We start from the raw sequence: 20,033 nt of genomic DNA, 5'->3' as shown, positions 1-20,033 counted from the left end.
AAAAAGCTGCCGTCCCTGCAGATTGCAGAGACGGCAGCTTGTAACGTACGTGAGCGAGAATGACTGGTGACTGGGATTCTCGCTCACTTCGTTCTATACTTCCATAATGATTGGCAAAATCATCGGACGACGACGCGTTTGTTCGTACAAGAAACGTCCAAGCGCATCTTTTACGTTCGTCTTCAATGATGCCCATTCGTTCACATTTTCATTCATTAGCTTATGCAGTGTTGAAGTGACGATGCGGTTCGCTTCATCAAGCAGTCCTTCCGATTCACGGACATACACAAATCCGCGAGAGATAATGTCTGGTCCGGAGAGAATCGTACCTTCTTGCTTGCTGAGTGTAACAACAACAACCAATATTCCGTCTTGTGACAACAGCTTTCGATCGCGCAATACGATATTGCCGACATCGCCGACACCAAGACCATCAATAAGTACATAACCGGATTGAACCTTAGAGCCCCGGCGTGCAACACCATTCGTAATTTCAACAGTATCGCCAATATCCGTAATAAAGATATTCTCCCGCTCAATTCCGACTGCTTCTGCCAAGTCAGCGTGGTGACGCAGCATGCGGTATTCACCGTGAATCGGAATGAAGTACTTCGGCTTCATCAGATTCAGCATCAGCTTCAGTTCTTCTTGGCTGCCGTGACCGGATACGTGTACACCAGTCTTGGAGCCGCCATAGATGACATGAGCGCCGAGGCGGCACAGTTCATCTACCGTTCTGCCCACATATTTCTCATTACCTGGAATTGGTGTAGCCGCGATCACGACTGTATCCCCTGGCAAAATATCAACCTTGCGGTGCGTAGAGCGCGCCATGCGCGTTAAGGCTGACATCGGTTCACCTTGAGAGCCTGTGGACAGGATAACTACTCGATCAGCAGCCATCTTATTCACTTCTTCTGGTTCGATCAGCATACCATCTGGTATGTTCAAGTAGCCTAGCTCGGAAGCGATCGTGACGACGTTCACCATGCTCCGACCGATAACGGTTAACTTGCGATTTGTAGAATATGCAGCATCAATGACTTGTTGAATACGGTGAATATTTGAAGCGAATGTCGCAACAACTACGCGCTGCTCCGCCTTCCGGAAAATATCTTCCAGAACGACACCCACACTACTTTCAGATGGAGTAAAGCCTGGGCGTTCTGCATTCGTACTGTCTGACAACAGTGCAAGAACCCCTCTTTGGCCAATTTCCGCCATACGCTGCAGATCAGCATATTGACCGTTAACCGGCGTATGGTCAAACTTAAAGTCTCCTGTATGAACGACGCATCCTTCTGGAGTATCGAGACATACACCGACCGAATCCGGGATGGAATGGTTCGTTTTGAAAAAGCTTGCGCGAATAGTGCCTAGCTGAATTTCCGAATCAGCTGTAATCAGAATTCGCTTTGTTTCACCTAGCAAATTCGCTTCCCGTAACTTGCTCTCAATCAACCCGAGCGTCAATCTTGTTCCGTATACTGGAACGTTCAAATGCTTCAGTACATATGGCAACCCGCCAATATGATCTTCATGTCCGTGCGTAATCAAGATTGCTCTTACCTTATCTCGATTCTCCGTGAGGTATGAAATATCCGGGATGACAATATCTATTCCGAGCATGTCTTCTTCCGGGAACTTCAACCCTGCGTCTACGACGACGATATCGTTACCGTATTGGACGACGTACATATTTTTTCCGATTTCACCTACGCCGCCCAATGCGAAGATGGACAATTTATCAACGTTGTTTTTCTTCGACAATTGGATCTTAACCTCCTATATTCAGTTGGCCGTCGTACCAATGAACATCCTTCTTTTGAAAAATATACCGCACCCAGTCACTTGATATCCATTATACATGAACAAAAGTAGAAAACACAAGTCGGCGATTTGTCCCCTATTGTTGCCGAAAAACACAAAACCGATGCTGGATATCAGCATCGGCTTAGTAAAAGTGCAATTATTCGCTTACTAAAACAGCTATTTTCCTTTTATTTTTTGATCGATTGTACCAGTTCACGAATAGCTGCCGCTTCTTGTGAAGTCGGTTCTACGAGCGGAAGTCGAACACTTCCTACTTGGAAGCCAGACAATTGAAGCGCATGCTTAACCGCTACTGGGTTCGGACACATGAACAGTCCCTTGAATACCGGGAACAGCTCAAGATGAATACGAGCAGCCTCTTCATGCTGACCAGCCAGATGATTTTCAATCATTGCCTTCATTTGAGCACCAATAATATGGCTGGCCACACTGACAGCACCATATCCGCCTACGGACAAAATAGGCAGCGACAAGGAATCCTCGCCACTGTACACCTTGAATGAGCCAGGAGCGCCAGCGACGATCTGGGATACTTGCTCTAGACCCGCACACTCTTTCGTAGCAACAACATTAGGCAGTTCAGCCAATCGAAGCGTCGTCTCGACTGAAAGGCTGGATGCCGTACGCCCTGGAACATTGTAGAGCATGATCGGCAAAGAAGTAGATTTCGCAATCGCTTCAAAATGTCGATACATCCCCTCTTGCGAAGGACGATTATAATAAGGAACCACGAGTAAAATGCCGTCTACGCCCGCTTCTTCTGCTGCCTTCGTCAAATGGATAGAATGTGCCGTATTATTGCTTCCTGTGCCGGCAATAATGCGAGCGCGTCCGTTGGCTTTCTCGACCGCAAAACGGAACAGCGCCACCTTCTCTTCATCTGTCAACGTAGGAGACTCTCCTGTCGTTCCGCACATAACGATGCTGTCACTCTTCTGTTCCTCAATTAAGTAATTTATCAATCGTTCACATTCAGGCCAATTTACCTCATTCTGACCGTTGAATGGTGTCACCATCGCCGTAATTAATCTACCAAAATCCATAAAGACTCCTCCTCTTGCGACTATATGCGCTCAAGGTTCGCGTTCCTAGCGCTGCGTGATTATCGATTCAGATGGAACTTCGCATGCAGCGCCCGCAAAGCCCGAACCATATCTTCCTTACGTACCAGAACCCAAATCGTTGTGTTGGAGTCGGCGGATTGAAGAATCTGAATTTCTTGCTCAGTCAAGGCTTCAACGATGTGCGCCATAATACCTGGCACCCCATTGATGCCTCCACCGATTACAGATACTTTCGCGCAACCCGATAACGATTTCGGCTCGAATCCCATCTCTCCCAGCACTTGCAGCGCTCGCGGCGCGTCACTGTCAAATACCGTATAAACAGCGCCAGATGGGGTTACATTAATAAAATCAACACTAATTTGATTTTGCGCCATTGCCTTGAACACTTTTAATTGTAAATCATACACGCCCTCACGAGATTCCACCGTGATTTGTGTTACATTGCCAACATAAGCAATTCCCGTTACGTAGCGATCAACGATGTCAGGCTGCATATCACGGAATCCTTCCGGATTCGTCACAAGCGTCCCTTCCTCATCGCTGAATGTAGAACGGACACGAACTGGAACCTGAGCTTGCATTGCGATCTCAACAGCACGCGGATGAATAACTTTGGCACCATGATGCGCCATGTTGCATATTTCTGCATAGCTGACGATAGTAAGCGGCTTCGCATCCTCAACAAGACGAGGATCAGCGGTCAATATTCCATTTACATCGGTATAAATATCGACTATTTCTGCGTGCAGCGCCGCACCCAATGCTGTTGCAGACGTGTCACTGCCACCGCGTCCAAGTGTAGTAAAGTCGCCTGTTTCCGTTTGCCCTTGAAATCCAGTTACAATGACAACCTGTACATCTTTCCAGGCATCAATAACTCGATCAGGAGTAACATCCAAAATACGCGCATTATTGAAATGGCTATCCGTCTTAAACCCGGCTTGTGCGCCAGTAAGAACCGTGGATGTGATACCTTCACTATTCAACAAGCTGCATAAAGTGGTAGCGGAGATAATCTCTCCACAGCACAAAATCATATCCTTCTCACGTGATGGCAAACTATCGCCATTCTGACCTATCCAATCAAGCAAAGTATCTGTCGCATATGGCTCTCCCCGTCTGCCCATCGCCGATACAACCACAGCTAATTGGTATCCCTGCGCCAATTCTCTACGGATATGGTGTATGACTCTTTCTCTAGCTTCTGGTGTAGACAAAGAAGTTCCGCCAAATTTTTGTACTAATATTCGCATGTGTTATTTCCCCCAACTAAATGAAAACTGACTGCCAGAACGAATAAAGGCAATTCAACCCATCACATCGTGACCAAGCTGAATACCTTGTCAAGTAAGAAAAAAAGGCAGGAGCGGCCTGCCAATTACTGCCGCTCCGAAGCAATGTACTCTGCGATTTGTACCGCGTTCCATGCAGCGCCTTTCATTAAGTTGTCGGATACGACCCACATATTCAATGCGCGTGGCTGAGACAAATCACGACGCAAACGGCCAACGAATACATCTGGCTTGCCTGCAGATTCGGTAGCGAGCGGGTACTTTTGTTCGGAAGGCTCATCGACGAGCGTCAAACCTGGCGCGTTAGCCAGCAACTCGCGCACATCCTCCATTTGGAAGTCGTCCTTCAACTCAACATATACAGATTCAGAGTGGCCATGTACGACCGGGATACGGACGCATGTTGCCGTCACTTGAAGGCTATCATCATTCATGATCTTTTTGGTTTCACGGATCATTTTCATTTCCTCGAGCGTGAATCCATTATCTTGGAACTTATCGATTTGAGGAATAGCATTGAATGCGATTTGATGCTTCACGGGCAAAGAACCAACTGGAAGAATGTCTGGCTCAACTTCATTGCCTGCAAGCACTTCTGTAGACTGACGCAATAGCTCGTTAATTGCTTTGCTGCCAGCGCCTGACACTGCTTGATACGTAGACACGATGATACGGGAAATACCGTAGCGATCATAGAGCGGCTTCAAGGCTGCTACCATTTGAATCGTGGAACAGTTCGGATTGGCAATTATGCCTTGGTGTTCCTTCACTTTCTCGATGTTCACTTCGGGAACAACGAGTGGCGTGTTCGGATCCATACGGAATGCATTGGTATTATCAATACATACCGCTCCGCGTTCTACTGCAGCTGGAGCCAACTCTTTACTAACATCGCCGCCAGCACTGAACAAGGCAATATCAATACCTTCGAAGCTTTCTGGCTTTGCTTCCTCAACCGTAAATTCTTGACCATTAAACATGATCTTCTTGCCGGCTGATCGTGCCGAAGACAACAGCTTCAAGGATTGAATGGGGAATTGACGTTTTTCTAACAATGCTATGATTTGTTCCCCTACTGCACCCGTAGCGCCGACTACAGCAACATTAAACCGCTTCTGATTCGTCATCTGTCGTTTCTCCCCTCTATACCCACAATCTTTCAACCATCTATATTATGATAATTTGCGTGGTATGCTATGTTCAGTACTGGAACCGTTCAATTAATACCGGTTGAAGCTGCCTGCCCTCTAATGCTGCATAGCAGGCCTCTGGTACCAAGTCCATGCGCGCCACCAATGAATTCGGCTTCTGCTTTGGATTATCTTGGCCGAACGGAACGAAGTATATGTTCTTGGCAACGAGAAGTTTGGCAATATTGGCCGCATTCAATCCCAGTCCATCATTCGTCGATATCGCCAGCACAAGCGGGCGCTGATTGCGCATCTGTGCCTTCGCCGCCATAAGGACAGGACTTTCTGTCATTGCATTCGCCAATTTACTCGTTGTATTGCCTGTGCAAGGTGCTATGACCATCACATCCAGCAGCTTGGAAGGCCCAAGCGGCTCAGCATCCACAATTGTAGAAATGATATCATTGCCAGTTATTTCTTTCAACTGTTTCTGCCAGTGATCCGATGCTCCAAAACGCGTATCCGTCGTCATCACCGCTTGCGATGCAATCGGAATGACCCGTGCTCCTGCATCTACGAAGCGCTTCACCTGAGGCATTATTTCCTCTAATGTACAGTGAGAACCTGTTACTGCATAGCCGACTGTTTTCCCCGTGAAGTTCATTGTCCACTCCCCCGATTCCGCATGTCCTCAAGCAACAGTTGTGTGATACTCTGTGCCAATATTCGTCCAGCAGATTTCGGTGCGACAATGCCTGGCAACCCTGGTGCCAGCATAGCCTTAATCCCCCGCTTCTCCGCGAATCTAAAATCCACGCCTCCCGGGAAGGAAGCAAGGTCGATAATCACGGCACGGTTAGGGATTTGCGCTATGACCTGCGCTGTGACTATCATAGTCGGTATCGTATTAAAAAGCAAGTCGATATTTGACACCTGTCGTGCGAGATCTGCTATGAAAAAAGGCTTAAATCCCATTTCTACCGCTCTGGCAAAATGTTCATCTCTGCGCACCCCAATTCGTACATTGGCCCCTAACCCGAGAAGGGTGCGAGCCAATGTGAAACCTGTTCTTCCCATGCCAAGGACAACTGATTCAGAACCATGCAGCGTAATGTCTGTGTTCTGTATCGCCATCATAATTGCGCCTTCGGCTGTTGGAATCGAATTGTAAATGGCAACATCGTCCCGATCGAACAGTTCAATTAATGAAATGCGGTATTTTGCGCATAGCTTGCTTAAATACGGTTTGGCCATTCCCGTAAAAATGACACACTGATCCGGAAGTGCCGCAATATGCTCCTCGGTCAGCAACAATTCATCCGACGTAAATATGGCATGAACCTTGCCGCTGTCATCTGTGCCTACCGCAGGAAGCACAAGAGCGTCCGCATGCTTCAGCAGCTCAATAGATAAAGGCTGGCGCTGCACGCCATGGTACGGATTTTGCAGTTGGTCATACCCTACAATCGTGACACTGGCATCTAATTCAGTCAGCTTATGGATGATCTCTAGCTGGCGGGCATCTCCGCCAATAAACACGACCTGAACCCCAGTCAACATCCTCGCTGATCACTCCTTTCACAAACATGCACACAACATATAAAACATCTTATGCCGCCGCCTAAAAAGGGTGCAGCCATAATCGCACCCATCTGCATGCACAAAAAAACGCAGTCGTTTTACCTATTAGGTAAACTCAACTGCGTGATTTATAACTTTTATTTCGTTCCCGTATGTCCGAAGCCGCCTTCTCCGCGCATCGTTTCAGTCAATTCATCCACCTCGACAAGTTCAATAGAAGGAACAAATTGAATGACCATTTGAGCAATGCGCTCATTGCGTTCAATCTTGAAGTGTGTCTGTCCTAGATTGGCCAGCAATACCTTCACCTCGCCGCGATAGTCGGCATCGATCGTACCTGGTGAATTCAAGCATGTAATACCATGCTTATAGGCAAGTCCGCTGCGCGGACGAATCTGTGCTTCTAAGTATCCAGGCATCGCCATGCAGAACCCAGTAGGGACAAGGGCACGATGACCAGGCGCTAATGTAAGCGGTTCTTCTACTGCTGCATATAGATCGAAGCCTGCTGCTAGTTCAGACATTTTCTGAGGAAGCGGGACATCCTCATTGCCTGGCAGGCGCTTAATTTGAACTTGGTGTAATTGCTGTAACAAGTTGATCCCTCCTAAATGCCGATATTGCTTTGTCATTTGCTCCGACCATTGCTCCTGCGAATGAATGGGAAAGCATACGCTTCAATACAAATGTAACATCATCTAACGCGATTGAATCAATGCGCGCGATGATTTCATCCAACGTATAATGCTTGCCAAGCATGAGCTCATTTTTCCCTAACCGATTCATGCGGCTGCCGGTACTTTCTAAGCCAAGAATAAGGCTTCCTTTTAACTGCTCCTTGCCCTTGTGCAGTTCTCCCTCAGACAATCCCTTCACCGCCAGTTCGCCTAACATATCCATAGTCAGATCTAGCACTTCTTTCGTCTGCTTCGGCGCTGTACCTGCATAGATCGTAAACAGACCACTGTCTGCATGTGAGGAATGATAGGAGTAGACCGAGTAAGCAAGCCCACGCTTCTCCCGAATTTCCTGGAACAGGCGAGAGCTCATGCCTCCCCCGATCAAGTTGTTAAGCAAGATCATCGCATATAAGCGCGGATCCGTCATTGAACAGCCAGGCAGGCTGAGACAAATATGATTCTGTTCCGTCTTCTTCTTATGATAAATGAATTCACTGTGGAAACTAGGTTCCGATATATTGGCTGCAAGCTCATCATTCGAAAATTGCCCGAAGTGCTTTTCCAGCAGCTCAATGATCGAGTCATCAAAGTTTCCCGCTACAGCAATGACTGTATTCGAAATCGTATAATGGCTCTTCATATAAGCCCGCAAATGATCTGGCCCCATCGGTGTGAGTCGTTCCTTTGTTCCTAAAATCGGATACGCCAACGGATGCGCACCAAAGGCAGCACGAGTAACCAGATCATGTACGGTATCATCTGGTGTATCCTCGTACATCGCAATTTCTTCAAGTATTACATTTTTCTCTTTCTGCAACTCCTCGTCCAACAAAGATGAACGGAAAAACATATCGGATAATACATCGACGGCAATTGGCAAATGCTCATCGAGTACCTTCGCATAGTAACAAGTATATTCTTTGGAAGTGAACGCATTTACATTGCCTCCAATCGCATCAAAAGAGTCTGCGATTGCTTTTGCATCAAACCGTTCCGTTCCTTTGAACATCATATGTTCGATAAAATGGGAAATCCCGTTGGTCGTTTCATCCTCATTTCGAGAACCTGTCTTCACCCAAATTCCAAATGAAACGGAACGGCAGGTTGGGATTTTTTCCATAACGACACGCAGGCCGTTAGACAGCTGCACTTTCTCCACCGGCAATTCCTCCTCGTCCAAGTACATTCCAAGTATGCCTTTCTAATCCTACCAGAAAACTTACTCCCTCTCAACTTCATTTGGAGGGTATTCGCTTCTCCGAAAGCGTCTCCCCAACCGTTCCCGGTGTAATGCCCTTTTCCCTTAGAATCCGTATCATATCGTTCAAGGCAGTACTGGATGGAGCAGTTGGATGCATCAAGATGAGCGACCCTGGCTCCGTCTTCTCTTGAAATCTTCGCAATATTGTAGTTACGGCTGGCTTCATCCAATCTCTCGTATCAAATGTCCACAGCACCGTCTTGAGACCAAGTGCACGCGCCGTGCGTACTGTCAGCATATTAAAATCTCCTGATGGAGGAGCAAACCATTTATTTTCTACCCCAAGCGTTTCCTTAAGCAGTTGCTTGGTCTTGTCAATTTGCTGGGTCTGTAGTCCTTCGCTCAGTTCACTCATGTTCGGATGGGAGTACGCATGATTCTCCATCTCGTGGCCAGCCGCCTGAATGCGCTTCGCAATGTCTGGATGTTTTTTCAACCAGCTTCCATCTAAGAAAAATGTCGCTTTCACCTTCTCTTTCTCCAACACGTTAAGCATCGGATCAATGAATTCATTGCCCCATGCAACATTAATCATGAGAGCGGCCATTGGCTTATTCGGATTCCCGCGATATATCGGTTGTGGATCCAGATCATTCAGCGTAATAGCTGGCTTAATCTCCCGCATAACGAATTGAAGCACATCACCTTGCCCCTTACCTTTGTTGGCCGCATAGGTTTGCTCCAGGTCAACTTCTATTCCATTATATCCGGGGATAGCCTTCCATACCCGATCCACGCGGGCATTAATAGGAGCAATATATTGTTTGGCTGCTTCCTGCTTAATTCGGGCCATGAGAGCATCATCTGCAGCCTTATCGTCTTGGTTTGATTGATACGCATAGCTAACGGCGAGCTCAGCCTTTCTTTCCTGTAAATAGCTTCTTACATCTGGCTGCGCTCCAACTGCAAGCACGATGACAATCCCTGCTGTTACGGCAATCCACTTCTTGAAAATTGGCTGCATCAAGTCCATTCCCTTCCATGATAGTCCTTTTGATTCTATGCGTTTTCGGGACGAGTTATGCGGTCAGAATGAAAACCGTTCCATCTTCTACTCTAAAGAAGTTTCTACAGCAGTAAAATTGTCCATAGCCGATGTTGATCACTTCGCTCTGTGATTCATTTTTTGCATCAAAAAAAGAGCCAGAAACCAGTCTGCCTCTTTCCTTGCTACGTATGTTGTGTTGCCTTCTTCAGGCTTGTCTTGCTCTCGTACCCGAATTAGCTTTGCGGCTTAGACGGACGCGGTCCGCGAGGTGGACGATTGCCGCCCCCTTGCGGAGGTCTGCTGCTGCGTGGACGTTCCGTCCCTGCAGCTTCGGAGCTTGCAGAACCTTCTGTCTGCGCAGGCTCAAGCAATACTTTACGGGACAAGTTGATACGGCCCTGTTGATCAATCTCGACAACCTTAACCTCAATCTTATCGCCGATGTTCACGACATCTTCTACTTTCGCTACACGCTCAGTCGACAATTGCGAAATATGCACAAGCCCTTCCTTGCCTGGAAGCACCTCAACGAATGCACCGAATTTCTCAACGCGCTTCACTGTTCCTGTGTATACCTCACCAACGACAACTTCCTTCACGATACCTTCGATAATTTCACGGGCACGCTCGTTGGACTCTGCATTTGTAGATGCGATGAAGATGCGTCCATCCTGCTCGATGTCAATTTTGACACCTGTTTCCTCGATGATTTTGTTGACGACTTTACCGCCGGCACCAATAACATCACGGATCTTATCTGGATTAATATGCATCGTCAAGATCTTAGGCGCATACTGTGACAAGGATTCACGTGGAGTTTGGATAACTTCATTCATTTTACCCAAAATGTGCATACGTCCTGCACGTGCTTGATCCAGCGCTTGCGTCAAGATGCTGCGGTCAATACCATCGATTTTGATATCCATTTGAATGGCTGTAACACCCTCAGCAGTACCAGCAACCTTGAAGTCCATGTCGCCGAGGTGGTCTTCCATACCTTGAATATCGGACAAGATGGAGAAGTGTTCCCCGTCTTTGATCAGACCCATAGCAATACCTGCAACTGGCGCTTTGATCGGTACCCCTGCATCCATCATAGCAAGTGTGCTTGCGCAAATACTTGCTTGCGAAGTTGAACCGTTAGACTCCAACACCTCAGATACGAGACGAATTGTATATGGGAATTCGCTCTCTGGCGGAATAACCTTGGACAAGGCACGTTCTCCAAGTGCGCCGTGACCAATCTCGCGGCGTCCAGGCGCGCGAAGCGGACGAGCTTCTCCTACGGAGAATGGCGGGAAGTTGTAATGATGCATGAAACGCTTCGATTCTTCCAAGCCAAGACCGTCCAAAATTTGCACGTCTCCAAGCGCACCAAGCGTACAGATGCTGAGTGCTTGCGTTTGTCCACGTGTGAACAAGCCTGATCCGTGAGTACGAGGCAGCAGTCCTGTATCGCAATCAATCGGACGAATCTCCTCTAGTTGTCTGCCGTCTGGGCGAACTTTGTCATGTGTAATCAAGCGGCGAACTTCTTCCTTCACGATATCGTACAAGGTTTCGTTCACATCGCTCATATTCTCAGGCGTTTCTACATACAATTGTTCGAAATGTGCAACTGCTTCTTGATTGATTGCATCAATCGCGTCTTGACGCGCATGCTTCTCAGGAATACGAATCGCCTCAACAAGACGTTCCTGTGCGAAAGCACGAACAGCAGCATTCACATCCGTATCAACTGCATGCAGCTTTACTTCCATTTTAGACGTGCCCGCGATTGCCGCGAACTCTTCAATCTTCGCAACAATTTTCTTGATTTCTTCGTGACCGAACATGATTGCTTCAAGCATAACCGATTCCGGTACTTCGTTCGCTTCTGCTTCAACCATCATGATCGCGTCTTTCGTACCCGCTACAACAAGGTGAATATCGCTCTTTTCCTCTTGTTCAACAGTTGGGTTAATAATAAATTGACCGTCGATACGTCCAACAATCACGCCCCCGATTGGCCCGTTAAATGGCACATCAGAAACCGTTAAAGCAGCGGATGTCCCGATCATTGCCGCGATTTCAGGTGGGCAATCTTGATCCACGCTCATAACCAAATCCACGATTTGCACATCGTTGCGGAAGCCTTCCGGGAACAATGGGCGAATTGGGCGGTCAATAAGACGGCTGGCAAGAATCGCTTTTTCGCTTGGGCGACCTTCGCGCTTAATGAATCCTCCAGGAATTTTACCTACAGCATATAATCGTTCTTCGTAATTGACAGTCAATGGGAAGAAATCTAGATCTTTAGGTTCCTTCGAAGCCGTTACAGTACACAATACAACGGTGTCGCCGTACTCGACTTTGACTGCGGCATTTGCTTGCTTGGCCAAGCGTCCCGTTTCCAGGATAAGCGTTCTGCCGCCAAGTTCCATCTCGATGCGGTTCATCGGATCCCTCCTTAAGTGATTCACTTTATAATCTTCGGTACTACTCCCATTATTTCCTGCATTTCATTTGAAATACCGTTTCATTGGAAGCTTGTATTCTATGACAATATGTAGCAACTTATGCAATCACTAAAAAGCAACCCGGTTGCATGCCGCTTTATCAGGCGGCGATGAACAACCAGGCTGCTTTGGTTCGTGCTATTAACGGCGAAGACCGAGCTTTGCGATCAATGCGCTGTAGCGTTTAACATCTTTGTTTTTCACATAAGCCAACAATTTACGACGTTGACCTACCATTTTCATCAAACCACGACGGGAATGATGATCTTTCTTGTGTGTACGAAGATGCTCCGTCAAATTAACGATGTTTTCAGTAAGGATAGCGACTTGCACTTCCGGAGAACCAGTGTCCGTAGCGTGCGTCTTATGTTCTTCAATAAGCTGTTGCTTACGCTCTTGAGTCATAGCCATCCTATTCACCTCCTAAAATATGTTGGTTTACGCCATTAGCCTCGTTATCGACGGTGAGATCGAGTAACCAAGCTATGGACAGGTGCCGTTTTCACGACAACGATATTAGTATAGCATTATCATCTTCAAAAGTAAAACAAGTCTTTGCAATCTATTCATACAAAATAGAAGCTTAGAAAATGGAGTGCAATATTAAACGCCAATTGTTAATGCAGGCGCCTTATCCATCTTGCTCAGACGTTGGCGTGCTTCCTCTGAATCCGCAGTAATCTGCGCAATCAGCTCTTGTATGGAGCTGAACTTGCGCTCTGGACGAATATAGCTCATCAGGGCAACCGTTATGGTCTCTCCATATATATCTTGATCAAAATCAAATAGATGGGCTTCAATCGATTGAACGGTTTCTCCCGTCTTGAACGTCGGCTTTAAGCCGATATTCAGCACCCCATCATACCATGTTCCGTGCACAAGCACCTTCACAGCATATACGCCATTCGCTGGGATGACATATGCTTCTTCTGCCCGAACATTCGCAGTTGGGAAGCCCATCGTACGACCACGGGCGTCACCGTGAATGACCTCGCCACGAATGATATACGTTCGGCCTAGCAGCCGATTCGCATTGACAACATCACCTTGCAATAGACTTTCGCGAATCCGTGTACTGCTTACCTTCACTGCGGTTTCTACGTCGTTATGTGCTGGTATGATATCAACAGTAAAGCAGCCCTTGCCCCATTCCTGCAGCAATTGGGCGGTACCTTCTCCGCCATGACCGAAGCGATAGTCGAAACCGACAACAACATGTTTCACCTTCATACGGCAGATCGCTTCTGCGAACTGCTGCGCTGTTACCTTAGCAAACGACAAATCAAACTGTACAACATACAAGCGGTCAAGCCCAAGCTGACTCAAAATTCGCTTTTTCTCCGACAATGGCGTAATGAATCGTTCATACTCCGGCTTGCCGAATACTCCCTTGGGATGTGGATGGAAGGTCATCAGCCCTACAGGCAATTGTTGCTGCTTCCCATAGTCTAACGCACGTCGAATGACCCTTACATGTCCCTCATGAATGCCGTCAAAATGTCCTAATATTAATACTTGCGGCTGCTCCTGCAGTCGCCAGCTCGAATCATCGAGCGCTGCATGTAATGCTATCGTTTCCATTATAATCAGAGCCCCTGCGTATTATCGATTTGTGATTAAACTACTAATCCAGTTACACGGACAGTCAACAGTAGTGTCTACCTTTTAGTATGTTCTCCCTTTCACAAGAGTAGACAAAAAGCTGGCGCATACCGAGTCACTTGACGCTCGATCTGCGCACTAGCTATGCTTGTTACTCGTTCGGAAGAAATACCTTCACAGGACGCAATACAGTTTGCCCCTGTGGAACTTGGAATATCCCATAGAACGTTCCTTGTTCATCATACAATCGAATCGTACCATTCGTCAAAGGTTTCGGCTGTAAAGCATGAAGGGGAATCGATCGCCCTGTAATTGCATAGTGCGCATACTTCTCAGAAACCTCGATTCTAGGCATATCTGATATCGCATCTTCCACAGATAGCAGCATCTCTTCAAATGTCCCATCCGCGACAGCTTGCTCGATCTGTTCAAAGGTTACACATTGAGACGGCACAAACCCAGCAGATACCGTCCTCGTTAGCTTGGCCATCGTAGATGGAACGCCAAGCTTGCGGCCTATATCAACGCATAGTGTCCGGATATACGTTCCTTTGGAGCACTCGACAAGGAAGCGGATTTCCGGTTCTGCTGCGCCTAACTGCATATCCAGAAGATCAATCTTGTGGATCGTAACCTGCCGCGCTTTTCGTTCCACCGTTTTTCCCTCACGTGCTAGATCATATAGTCGCTTACCATCCACCTTAACGGCTGAATACATCGGAGGAATTTGCTCGATGTCTCCAATAAAGGAATGAACCGCCTCCCGTATCATCTCTGCCGTCAAGTGAGAAGCATCCGATCGCTCCAATACTTCTCCACTCAGATCCTCTGTGTCGGTAGATAGACCAAATCGAAGAACTGCCTCATACTGCTTCGGCATCTCCTGCAAATATTCAACAATTCGCGTTGCTTTGCCAATGCAAAGCGGCAGCACTCCGACAACCTTCGGATCCAATGTTCCCGTATGCCCGATACGCTTCTCCCGAATTAGTCGGCGTACTTTGGCGACTACGTCATGAGACGTCCAGTCCTCAGGCTTCCATACGGGCAATACACCATGATAGTTACTCATAAAGCTTGCTTCACCCGTTCTATTACAATGGTAATGACTTCTTCTAATGTACCAGTAAGCTTGCAGCCTGCTGCACGAACATGGCCGCCTCCACTGAAGGATTGAGCAATCTCAGCCACATTGGCAAGTCCTGCGGAACGCATGCTCACCTTAACTCCTGTGTCATCTACTTGCTTAAATAAGATACCAACTTCTACACCATCGATATTGCGCGGATAATTGACCAAGCCTTCCAGATCTTCATTTAGCGCACCAGTCTCCTGCATATCCTGAGGGGTCACATACAACCAGCCAATTCGATGATCTTCGCTAAATGCCAATCGCGACAGGCCACGCTGTATAAGCTGCATCTGTGCCATCGACATCTTTTCGAGCAATCGATCCGCAATGTCATTACCGTTAACACCTTGCTTCAGCAGCTCAGAGGCTATCGCCATCACATGCGGAGTCGTATTGCTGTACCGGAATCCGCCCGTATCGGTTAACAAGCCGGTATACAGTACTGTTGCTACACCTAAATCGAGTGTGATCCCGTAGGAAGTAATCATATCGAATAATATCTCAACGGTTGCCGCAGCATCCTCGCGGATGACTGCAACTTCCCCATAACGGTCATTCGTTGGATGATGATCAATATTTAAAATACGAGCATCTTTATCGATCCATTCTGCTATTTTGCCGATGCGTGCATAATCCGCACAATCCACACAAATAACGTTATCAAACGGCTTGGCAGCAACGTTCTCGCGATCTTCATGTACATTGATTTGATCAGATCCCGGCAAATAGCTTAGCTTGTTAGGAACTCCATTCTCATTCACCATGACGAAGGATTTGTTCCATTGACGAAGCAGCCAGCCTACTGCCAATGTTGAGCTTATTGCGTCTCCGTCAGGCTGAACATGTGCAACAACAAGAAAATGATTTCCCTCTTGAATAAAGCTTCTAGCTCTCTCGATCTGCTCTGCATAAGATAGCGTCGTTAGTCCTGTCATTAATAACCTCCATACAGACAAGTGAACCGAGCCTAGGCCCGATTCACTTGTGCGTTCTTATGCAGCTGTCTTAGTTATTGTCGCGATCGCGAATTTCACCAAGCAGCTTTTCGATATGGCTGCCGTATTCGATCGAAGAATCGATCTTGAACAACAGCTCTGGAGTATGACGAAGACGAATTCGCTTGCCAATCTCGGAGCGAAGGAATCCGCTCGCCTTCTCCAAGGCTTTCATGGATTGTTCCTTTTGTTCTTCATTACCCATGACACTCAAGTACACTTTGGCTTGTGATAAATCGTTCGTTACATCAACGCCTGTCACCGTTATGAAGCCGATTCGAGGATCCTTAATCTCGGTTTGAATCAACTGGCTAAGTTCCTTCTTCATCTGCTCGCCAACACGTCCGGAGCGAAAGTTCGCCATGGGAAACACCTCATTTCATTTATAACTTACAACATCATCCGAGTGAAACCATTCTATTTGCGTTCGATGGTTTCCATAACAAACGCTTCGATGATGTCGCCTTCCTTCATATCGTTGTACTTCTCAAGCATAATACCGCACTCGTAGCCTTGTGCAACTTCCTTCGCATCATCCTTGAAGCGCTTGAGCGAGTCGATCTTGCCTTCGTGAACAACAATACCGTCACGAACAAGGCGTACTTCTGCAGAACGGGAAATCTTACCTTCTGTAACCATACAGCCGGCAATTGTTCCGACCTTGCTGATCTTGAACGTGTTGCGCACTTCAGCATGACCGATAATAACTTCTTTATATTCTGGGTCAAGCATACCTTTCATCGCTTGCTCGATTTCTTCTACGATCGAGTAGATGACACGGTGCAGACGAATATCAACCTTCTCTTGCTCTGCGGTAATCTTCGCTTGCGCATCTGGACGAACGTTGAAGCCGATTACGATCGCATTGGATGCTGTTGCCAAAATAACATCCGATTCGGTAATTGCACCCGCACCGGAGTGAATGATCTTAACGCGAACGCCTTCCACTTCAATCTTCTCAAGCGAACCGCGAAGTGCTTCTACGGAACCTTGAACGTCACCTTTAATAATCACGTTCAGTTCTTTCATTTCGCCGTCTTTAATATGCTTGAACAGATCATCCAGCGTTACTCGAGTATTCGCACCCAGTTGGCTCTCTCTGTATGTTGTCGAACGCTTCTCAGCGATCGAACGAGCTTTGCGCTCATCCTCAAACGCGACGAACATATCGCCAGCCTGTGGAACATCTGTAAGACCTGTAATTTCGATCGGTGTGGACGGGCCTGCTTCTTTCAAGCGGCGGCCGCGGTCATTCACCATTGCGCGCACACGGCCGAAGCATGTGCCTGCAACGAATGGATCTCCGACTTTCAATGTACCTTGTTGAACGAGTACACGTGCAACTGGTCCACGACCTTTGTCCAGTTCAGCCTCGAGTACAGTACCGCGAGCATCCTTATTCGGGTTCGCCTTGAACTCGTTCACTTCGGATACGAGCAGAATCATTTCGAGCAATTCTTCTAAGCCCGTACGCTGCTTCGCAGAAACGTTAACGAAGATAGTGTCTCCGCCCCACTCTTCTGGAACCAATTCATATTCAGTCAGTTCCTGCTTCACGCGATCGACATTGGCTTCTGGCTTATCGACCTTGTTTACAGCAACGATGATTGGGCAGTTCGCCGCTTTCGCGTGGCTGATTGCCTCAACCGTTTGCGGCATAACACCATCGTCAGCAGCAACGACGATAATCGTAATGTCGGTTACTTGAGCACCGCGAGCACGCATCAGCGTAAACGCTTCATGGCCTGGTGTATCCAGGAACGTAATCTTCTTCGAGTTAAACTCAACTTGGTATGCACCAATATGCTGCGTAATGCCGCCTGCTTCTCCACCCGTAACATTTGTTTTGCGGATCGAATCAAGCAATGTCGTTTTACCATGGTCAACGTGACCCATAATCGTAACAACTGCTGGCCGTTCAACCAAGTCTGCTGCATCTTCTTCTTTTTCTTCTGTTTCCTCGAACGGATCTTCGGATACAGGCAGCTTCAAATCAACTTCAACTTTGAATTCGTCTGCAATCAATTGGATTGTATCCAAATCTACTTCTTGGTTGATTGTTGCCATAACGCCCATGAGCAAGAACTTCTTAATAACCTCGGAAGCGTCTTTATGAAGCAATTTTGCCAATTCACCTACTGTCATTGCACCGCGTACAATAATCTTTTTCGGCGTATTGTCAATTTTCTCACGCTGTACCTGCTGTTGATTATTTCTGCCTCTGTTCTTGCCGCCGCGGCCGCGCATGCCTCCGCCATTACGGTTGTCATCGAAGCGTTTCTTATTATTATTGTTGTTTCTTGATTGATTTCTTCCACCGGAAAAATCATCACTGCGCTCACCGAAGTTTCTGTTCGGACGTTGCTGGCCGCCTTGACCTGCACGCGCTTGATCACCTTGACGCTGTTGACCGCCTTGTGCAAAGCGCGCTTGCCCGCTGCTTTGTTGACTACCTTGACCTGGACGGGATCCACCGCCTTGACCTGGACGCGGAGCGCCTCCTTGACCGCCTTGACCGCCTTGACGCGGAGCGCCTCCTTGACCACCTGGACGCGAAGCACCACCTTGACGTGGTCCGTTTCCTTGACCGCCTTGACGCGGAGCGCCTCCTTGACCTGGACGGGAGTTCCCGCCCTGGCCTTGACGTGGGCCGCCGCCTTGACGCGGAGCACCTTGGCCTTGTCTTTGCTGGCCATTAGATCTGTTACCTTGATTATGCTGTTGTTCACCTGATCGACGTTGTTCTTGTCCGTTCATATTCCCCTGTTGGTTTCCTTGTCTTGTATCCATATTAATGTTTATCTCGCCCTGTCTATTATGGTCTTTTTGACCGTCATGACCTCCACCGCGATTAATGCGTTCCTGGCGTTCATTACGTCCGCCTCGGTTGCCTTCGCGCTGATGGTCGCGACCGTCACGTTGCATTTGTTGCTGCTGTCCAGCATGTGAGTCACGCTGATCCGACTGTTGACTCGTCTTTCTTGCCGGTTGGCTAGCAGTTTTATCTGGTACTTCTGATGTTTTCGTCTGGCTAATGTTCACTTGTGGTTGCGAGGTACTATTGCCTTCACGCTTTGCCTGTGCATTTTCCTTAATCGTGCGCATGTACGACTCTACTTTCCCTACAGCATCATTCTCCATAACGCTCATATGATTGTTAACTGGTATGTTAAGACGTTTGAGTATCGTAATAATTTCTTTGCTGCTCATATTAAGCGATTTGGCATATTCATAAACTCTTGTTTTGTCCTTAGTGTTCTCTTGTTTGCTCAATATACTCCACCTCCGACATAGTTTTCAGCCCGTTCGTCATCATGGTCGCAAATCCATCATCCGTTACCGCCAATACTACCCGCTGCAGTTTGCCAATGCTCTCACCGAGCTCGCTGCGCGTAAATCCGATAGCAAGTGGCACTCCGTACGACTTACATTTATCTCGAAACTTCTTCTTCGTGTTGTCAGAAGCGTCCGCCGCAACAATCACCAAGCGTGCTTGCTTATTGCGAATCGCCTTGAGGACAATCTCATCACCAGTCGTCAGCTTTCCTGCCCGCTGGGCAAGACCAAGCTGCGACTTTACCTTACTCATAATCATCCTCCTGCTCCTTCAAGGCGTGGAATTCATCCTCCACCTTAATGAAGTCTTGAGCAAGCTGTTCATAGATGGAAGAATTCACCTGATGCTTCAAAGCCCGATCAAGCGCACGAGACTTATGCGCAAGCTTGAAGCAGGACAATTTCCCGCACAGGTACGCGCCGCGTCCAGACTTCTTCCCTGTCAAATCAATTAAAACCTCATCCTGTGGTGTCTTTACCACACGAATCAGTTCTTTCTTCGGCATCATTTCTTGACATGCGACACACTTCCGAAGTGGAACTTTCCTCGGTTTCATGACTCAATCCCCCCCTTACGATTCGGTCTGACTTCCCCTGCTTGAAAGAAGCGACCGCTTCATATGGCGTTGGTCGCGCCT

18 protein-coding genes are annotated in these 20,033 nt (G+C 47.6%); all 18 read right to left on the bottom strand.

Going from position 1 to position 20,033, the window contains the following annotated elements:
* Positions 1–93: 93 nt before the first annotated feature.
* The gene (locus tag NO352_RS05730) at positions 94–1,770 is read right to left on the bottom strand and encodes a ribonuclease J (protein ID WP_005550520.1); all 1,677 of its coding nucleotides are present in this window, start codon (positions 1,768–1,770) and stop codon (positions 94–96) included.
* Between the two features lie 230 nt (positions 1,771–2,000).
* Positions 2,001–2,876: a 4-hydroxy-tetrahydrodipicolinate synthase gene (gene dapA / locus NO352_RS05725; RefSeq protein ID WP_289355046.1), complete on the bottom strand. Its 876-nt coding sequence runs from the start codon at positions 2,874–2,876 to the stop codon at positions 2,001–2,003.
* Positions 2,877–2,935: 59 nt separating this feature from the next.
* Positions 2,936–4,153: an aspartate kinase gene (dapG, locus tag NO352_RS05720; protein ID WP_005550522.1), complete on the bottom strand. Its 1,218-nt coding sequence runs from the start codon at positions 4,151–4,153 to the stop codon at positions 2,936–2,938.
* A gap of 125 nt (positions 4,154–4,278) precedes the next feature.
* On the bottom strand, positions 4,279–5,319 hold the full coding sequence (locus NO352_RS05715) for an aspartate-semialdehyde dehydrogenase (protein WP_005550523.1): 1,041 nt from the start codon (positions 5,317–5,319) through the stop codon (positions 4,279–4,281).
* Between the two features lie 73 nt (positions 5,320–5,392).
* The gene (locus NO352_RS05710; RefSeq protein ID WP_005550525.1) at positions 5,393–5,986 is read right to left on the bottom strand and encodes a dipicolinate synthase subunit B; all 594 of its coding nucleotides are present in this window, start codon (positions 5,984–5,986) and stop codon (positions 5,393–5,395) included.
* Positions 5,983–6,882, bottom strand: a complete 900-nt coding sequence (gene dpsA / locus NO352_RS05705) for a dipicolinate synthase subunit DpsA (protein ID WP_005550526.1) — start codon at positions 6,880–6,882, stop codon at positions 5,983–5,985. The genes NO352_RS05710 and dpsA overlap by 4 nt, the downstream gene beginning before the upstream one ends.
* A gap of 158 nt (positions 6,883–7,040) precedes the next feature.
* On the bottom strand, positions 7,041–7,535 hold the full coding sequence (gene dut / locus NO352_RS05700) for a dUTP diphosphatase (protein ID WP_171416455.1): 495 nt from the start codon (positions 7,533–7,535) through the stop codon (positions 7,041–7,043).
* The gene (locus NO352_RS05695) at positions 7,468–8,742 is read right to left on the bottom strand and encodes a M16 family metallopeptidase (RefSeq protein ID WP_040736661.1); all 1,275 of its coding nucleotides are present in this window, start codon (positions 8,740–8,742) and stop codon (positions 7,468–7,470) included. The genes dut and NO352_RS05695 overlap by 68 nt, the downstream gene beginning before the upstream one ends.
* A 76-nt stretch (positions 8,743–8,818) precedes the next feature.
* Positions 8,819–9,817, bottom strand: a complete 999-nt coding sequence (locus NO352_RS05690; protein ID WP_289355045.1) for a polysaccharide deacetylase family protein — start codon at positions 9,815–9,817, stop codon at positions 8,819–8,821.
* Between the two features lie 248 nt (positions 9,818–10,065).
* Positions 10,066–12,270: a polyribonucleotide nucleotidyltransferase gene (gene pnp, locus NO352_RS05685; RefSeq protein WP_005550531.1), complete on the bottom strand. Its 2,205-nt coding sequence runs from the start codon at positions 12,268–12,270 to the stop codon at positions 10,066–10,068.
* A 201-nt stretch (positions 12,271–12,471) separates the two neighbouring features.
* Positions 12,472–12,741 (bottom strand): 30S ribosomal protein S15, encoded by a 270-nt coding sequence (gene rpsO / locus NO352_RS05680; protein ID WP_005550532.1) that lies wholly within the window; start codon positions 12,739–12,741, stop codon positions 12,472–12,474.
* A 192-nt stretch (positions 12,742–12,933) separates the two neighbouring features.
* Complete coding sequence (locus NO352_RS05675; RefSeq protein WP_289355044.1) at positions 12,934–13,911, bottom strand: bifunctional riboflavin kinase/FAD synthetase; 978 nt, start codon at positions 13,909–13,911, stop codon at positions 12,934–12,936.
* 172 nt (positions 13,912–14,083) lie between these two features.
* A complete protein-coding gene (gene truB / locus NO352_RS05670; RefSeq protein WP_005550535.1) occupies positions 14,084–15,004 on the bottom strand; it encodes a tRNA pseudouridine(55) synthase TruB in 921 nt (306 codons plus the stop codon).
* Entirely contained in the window at positions 15,001–15,999 is a 999-nt protein-coding gene (locus NO352_RS05665; protein ID WP_005550536.1) for a DHH family phosphoesterase, read from the bottom strand. Before NO352_RS05665 ends, truB begins: the two co-directional genes overlap by 4 nt.
* Positions 16,000–16,069: 70 nt before the next feature.
* Positions 16,070–16,423 carry a 30S ribosome-binding factor RbfA gene (rbfA, locus tag NO352_RS05660; protein WP_005550538.1) on the bottom strand — a complete coding sequence of 118 codons (354 nt, stop codon included), beginning with the start codon at positions 16,421–16,423 and terminating at the stop codon, positions 16,070–16,072.
* Positions 16,424–16,476: 53 nt separating this feature from the next.
* Entirely contained in the window at positions 16,477–19,332 is a 2,856-nt protein-coding gene (gene infB, locus NO352_RS05655) for a translation initiation factor IF-2 (protein WP_289355043.1), read from the bottom strand.
* Positions 19,310–19,648: a L7Ae/L30e/S12e/Gadd45 family ribosomal protein gene (locus NO352_RS05650; RefSeq protein ID WP_005550540.1), complete on the bottom strand. Its 339-nt coding sequence runs from the start codon at positions 19,646–19,648 to the stop codon at positions 19,310–19,312. The genes infB and NO352_RS05650 overlap by 23 nt, the downstream gene beginning before the upstream one ends.
* Entirely contained in the window at positions 19,641–19,952 is a 312-nt protein-coding gene (gene rnpM / locus NO352_RS05645) for an RNase P modulator RnpM (protein WP_005550541.1), read from the bottom strand. Before rnpM ends, NO352_RS05650 begins: the two co-directional genes overlap by 8 nt.
* Between the last annotated feature and the right edge of the window lie 81 nt (positions 19,953–20,033).

Source organism: Paenibacillus sp. S-12 (assembly GCF_030363895.1).
In the GTDB taxonomy this organism is placed as follows: Bacteria; Bacillota; Bacilli; order Paenibacillales; family Paenibacillaceae; genus Paenibacillus_B; species Paenibacillus_B alvei.
The sequence above is the reverse complement of the archived record's forward strand: the minus strand, read 5'-3'. Positions and strand labels throughout refer to the sequence as shown.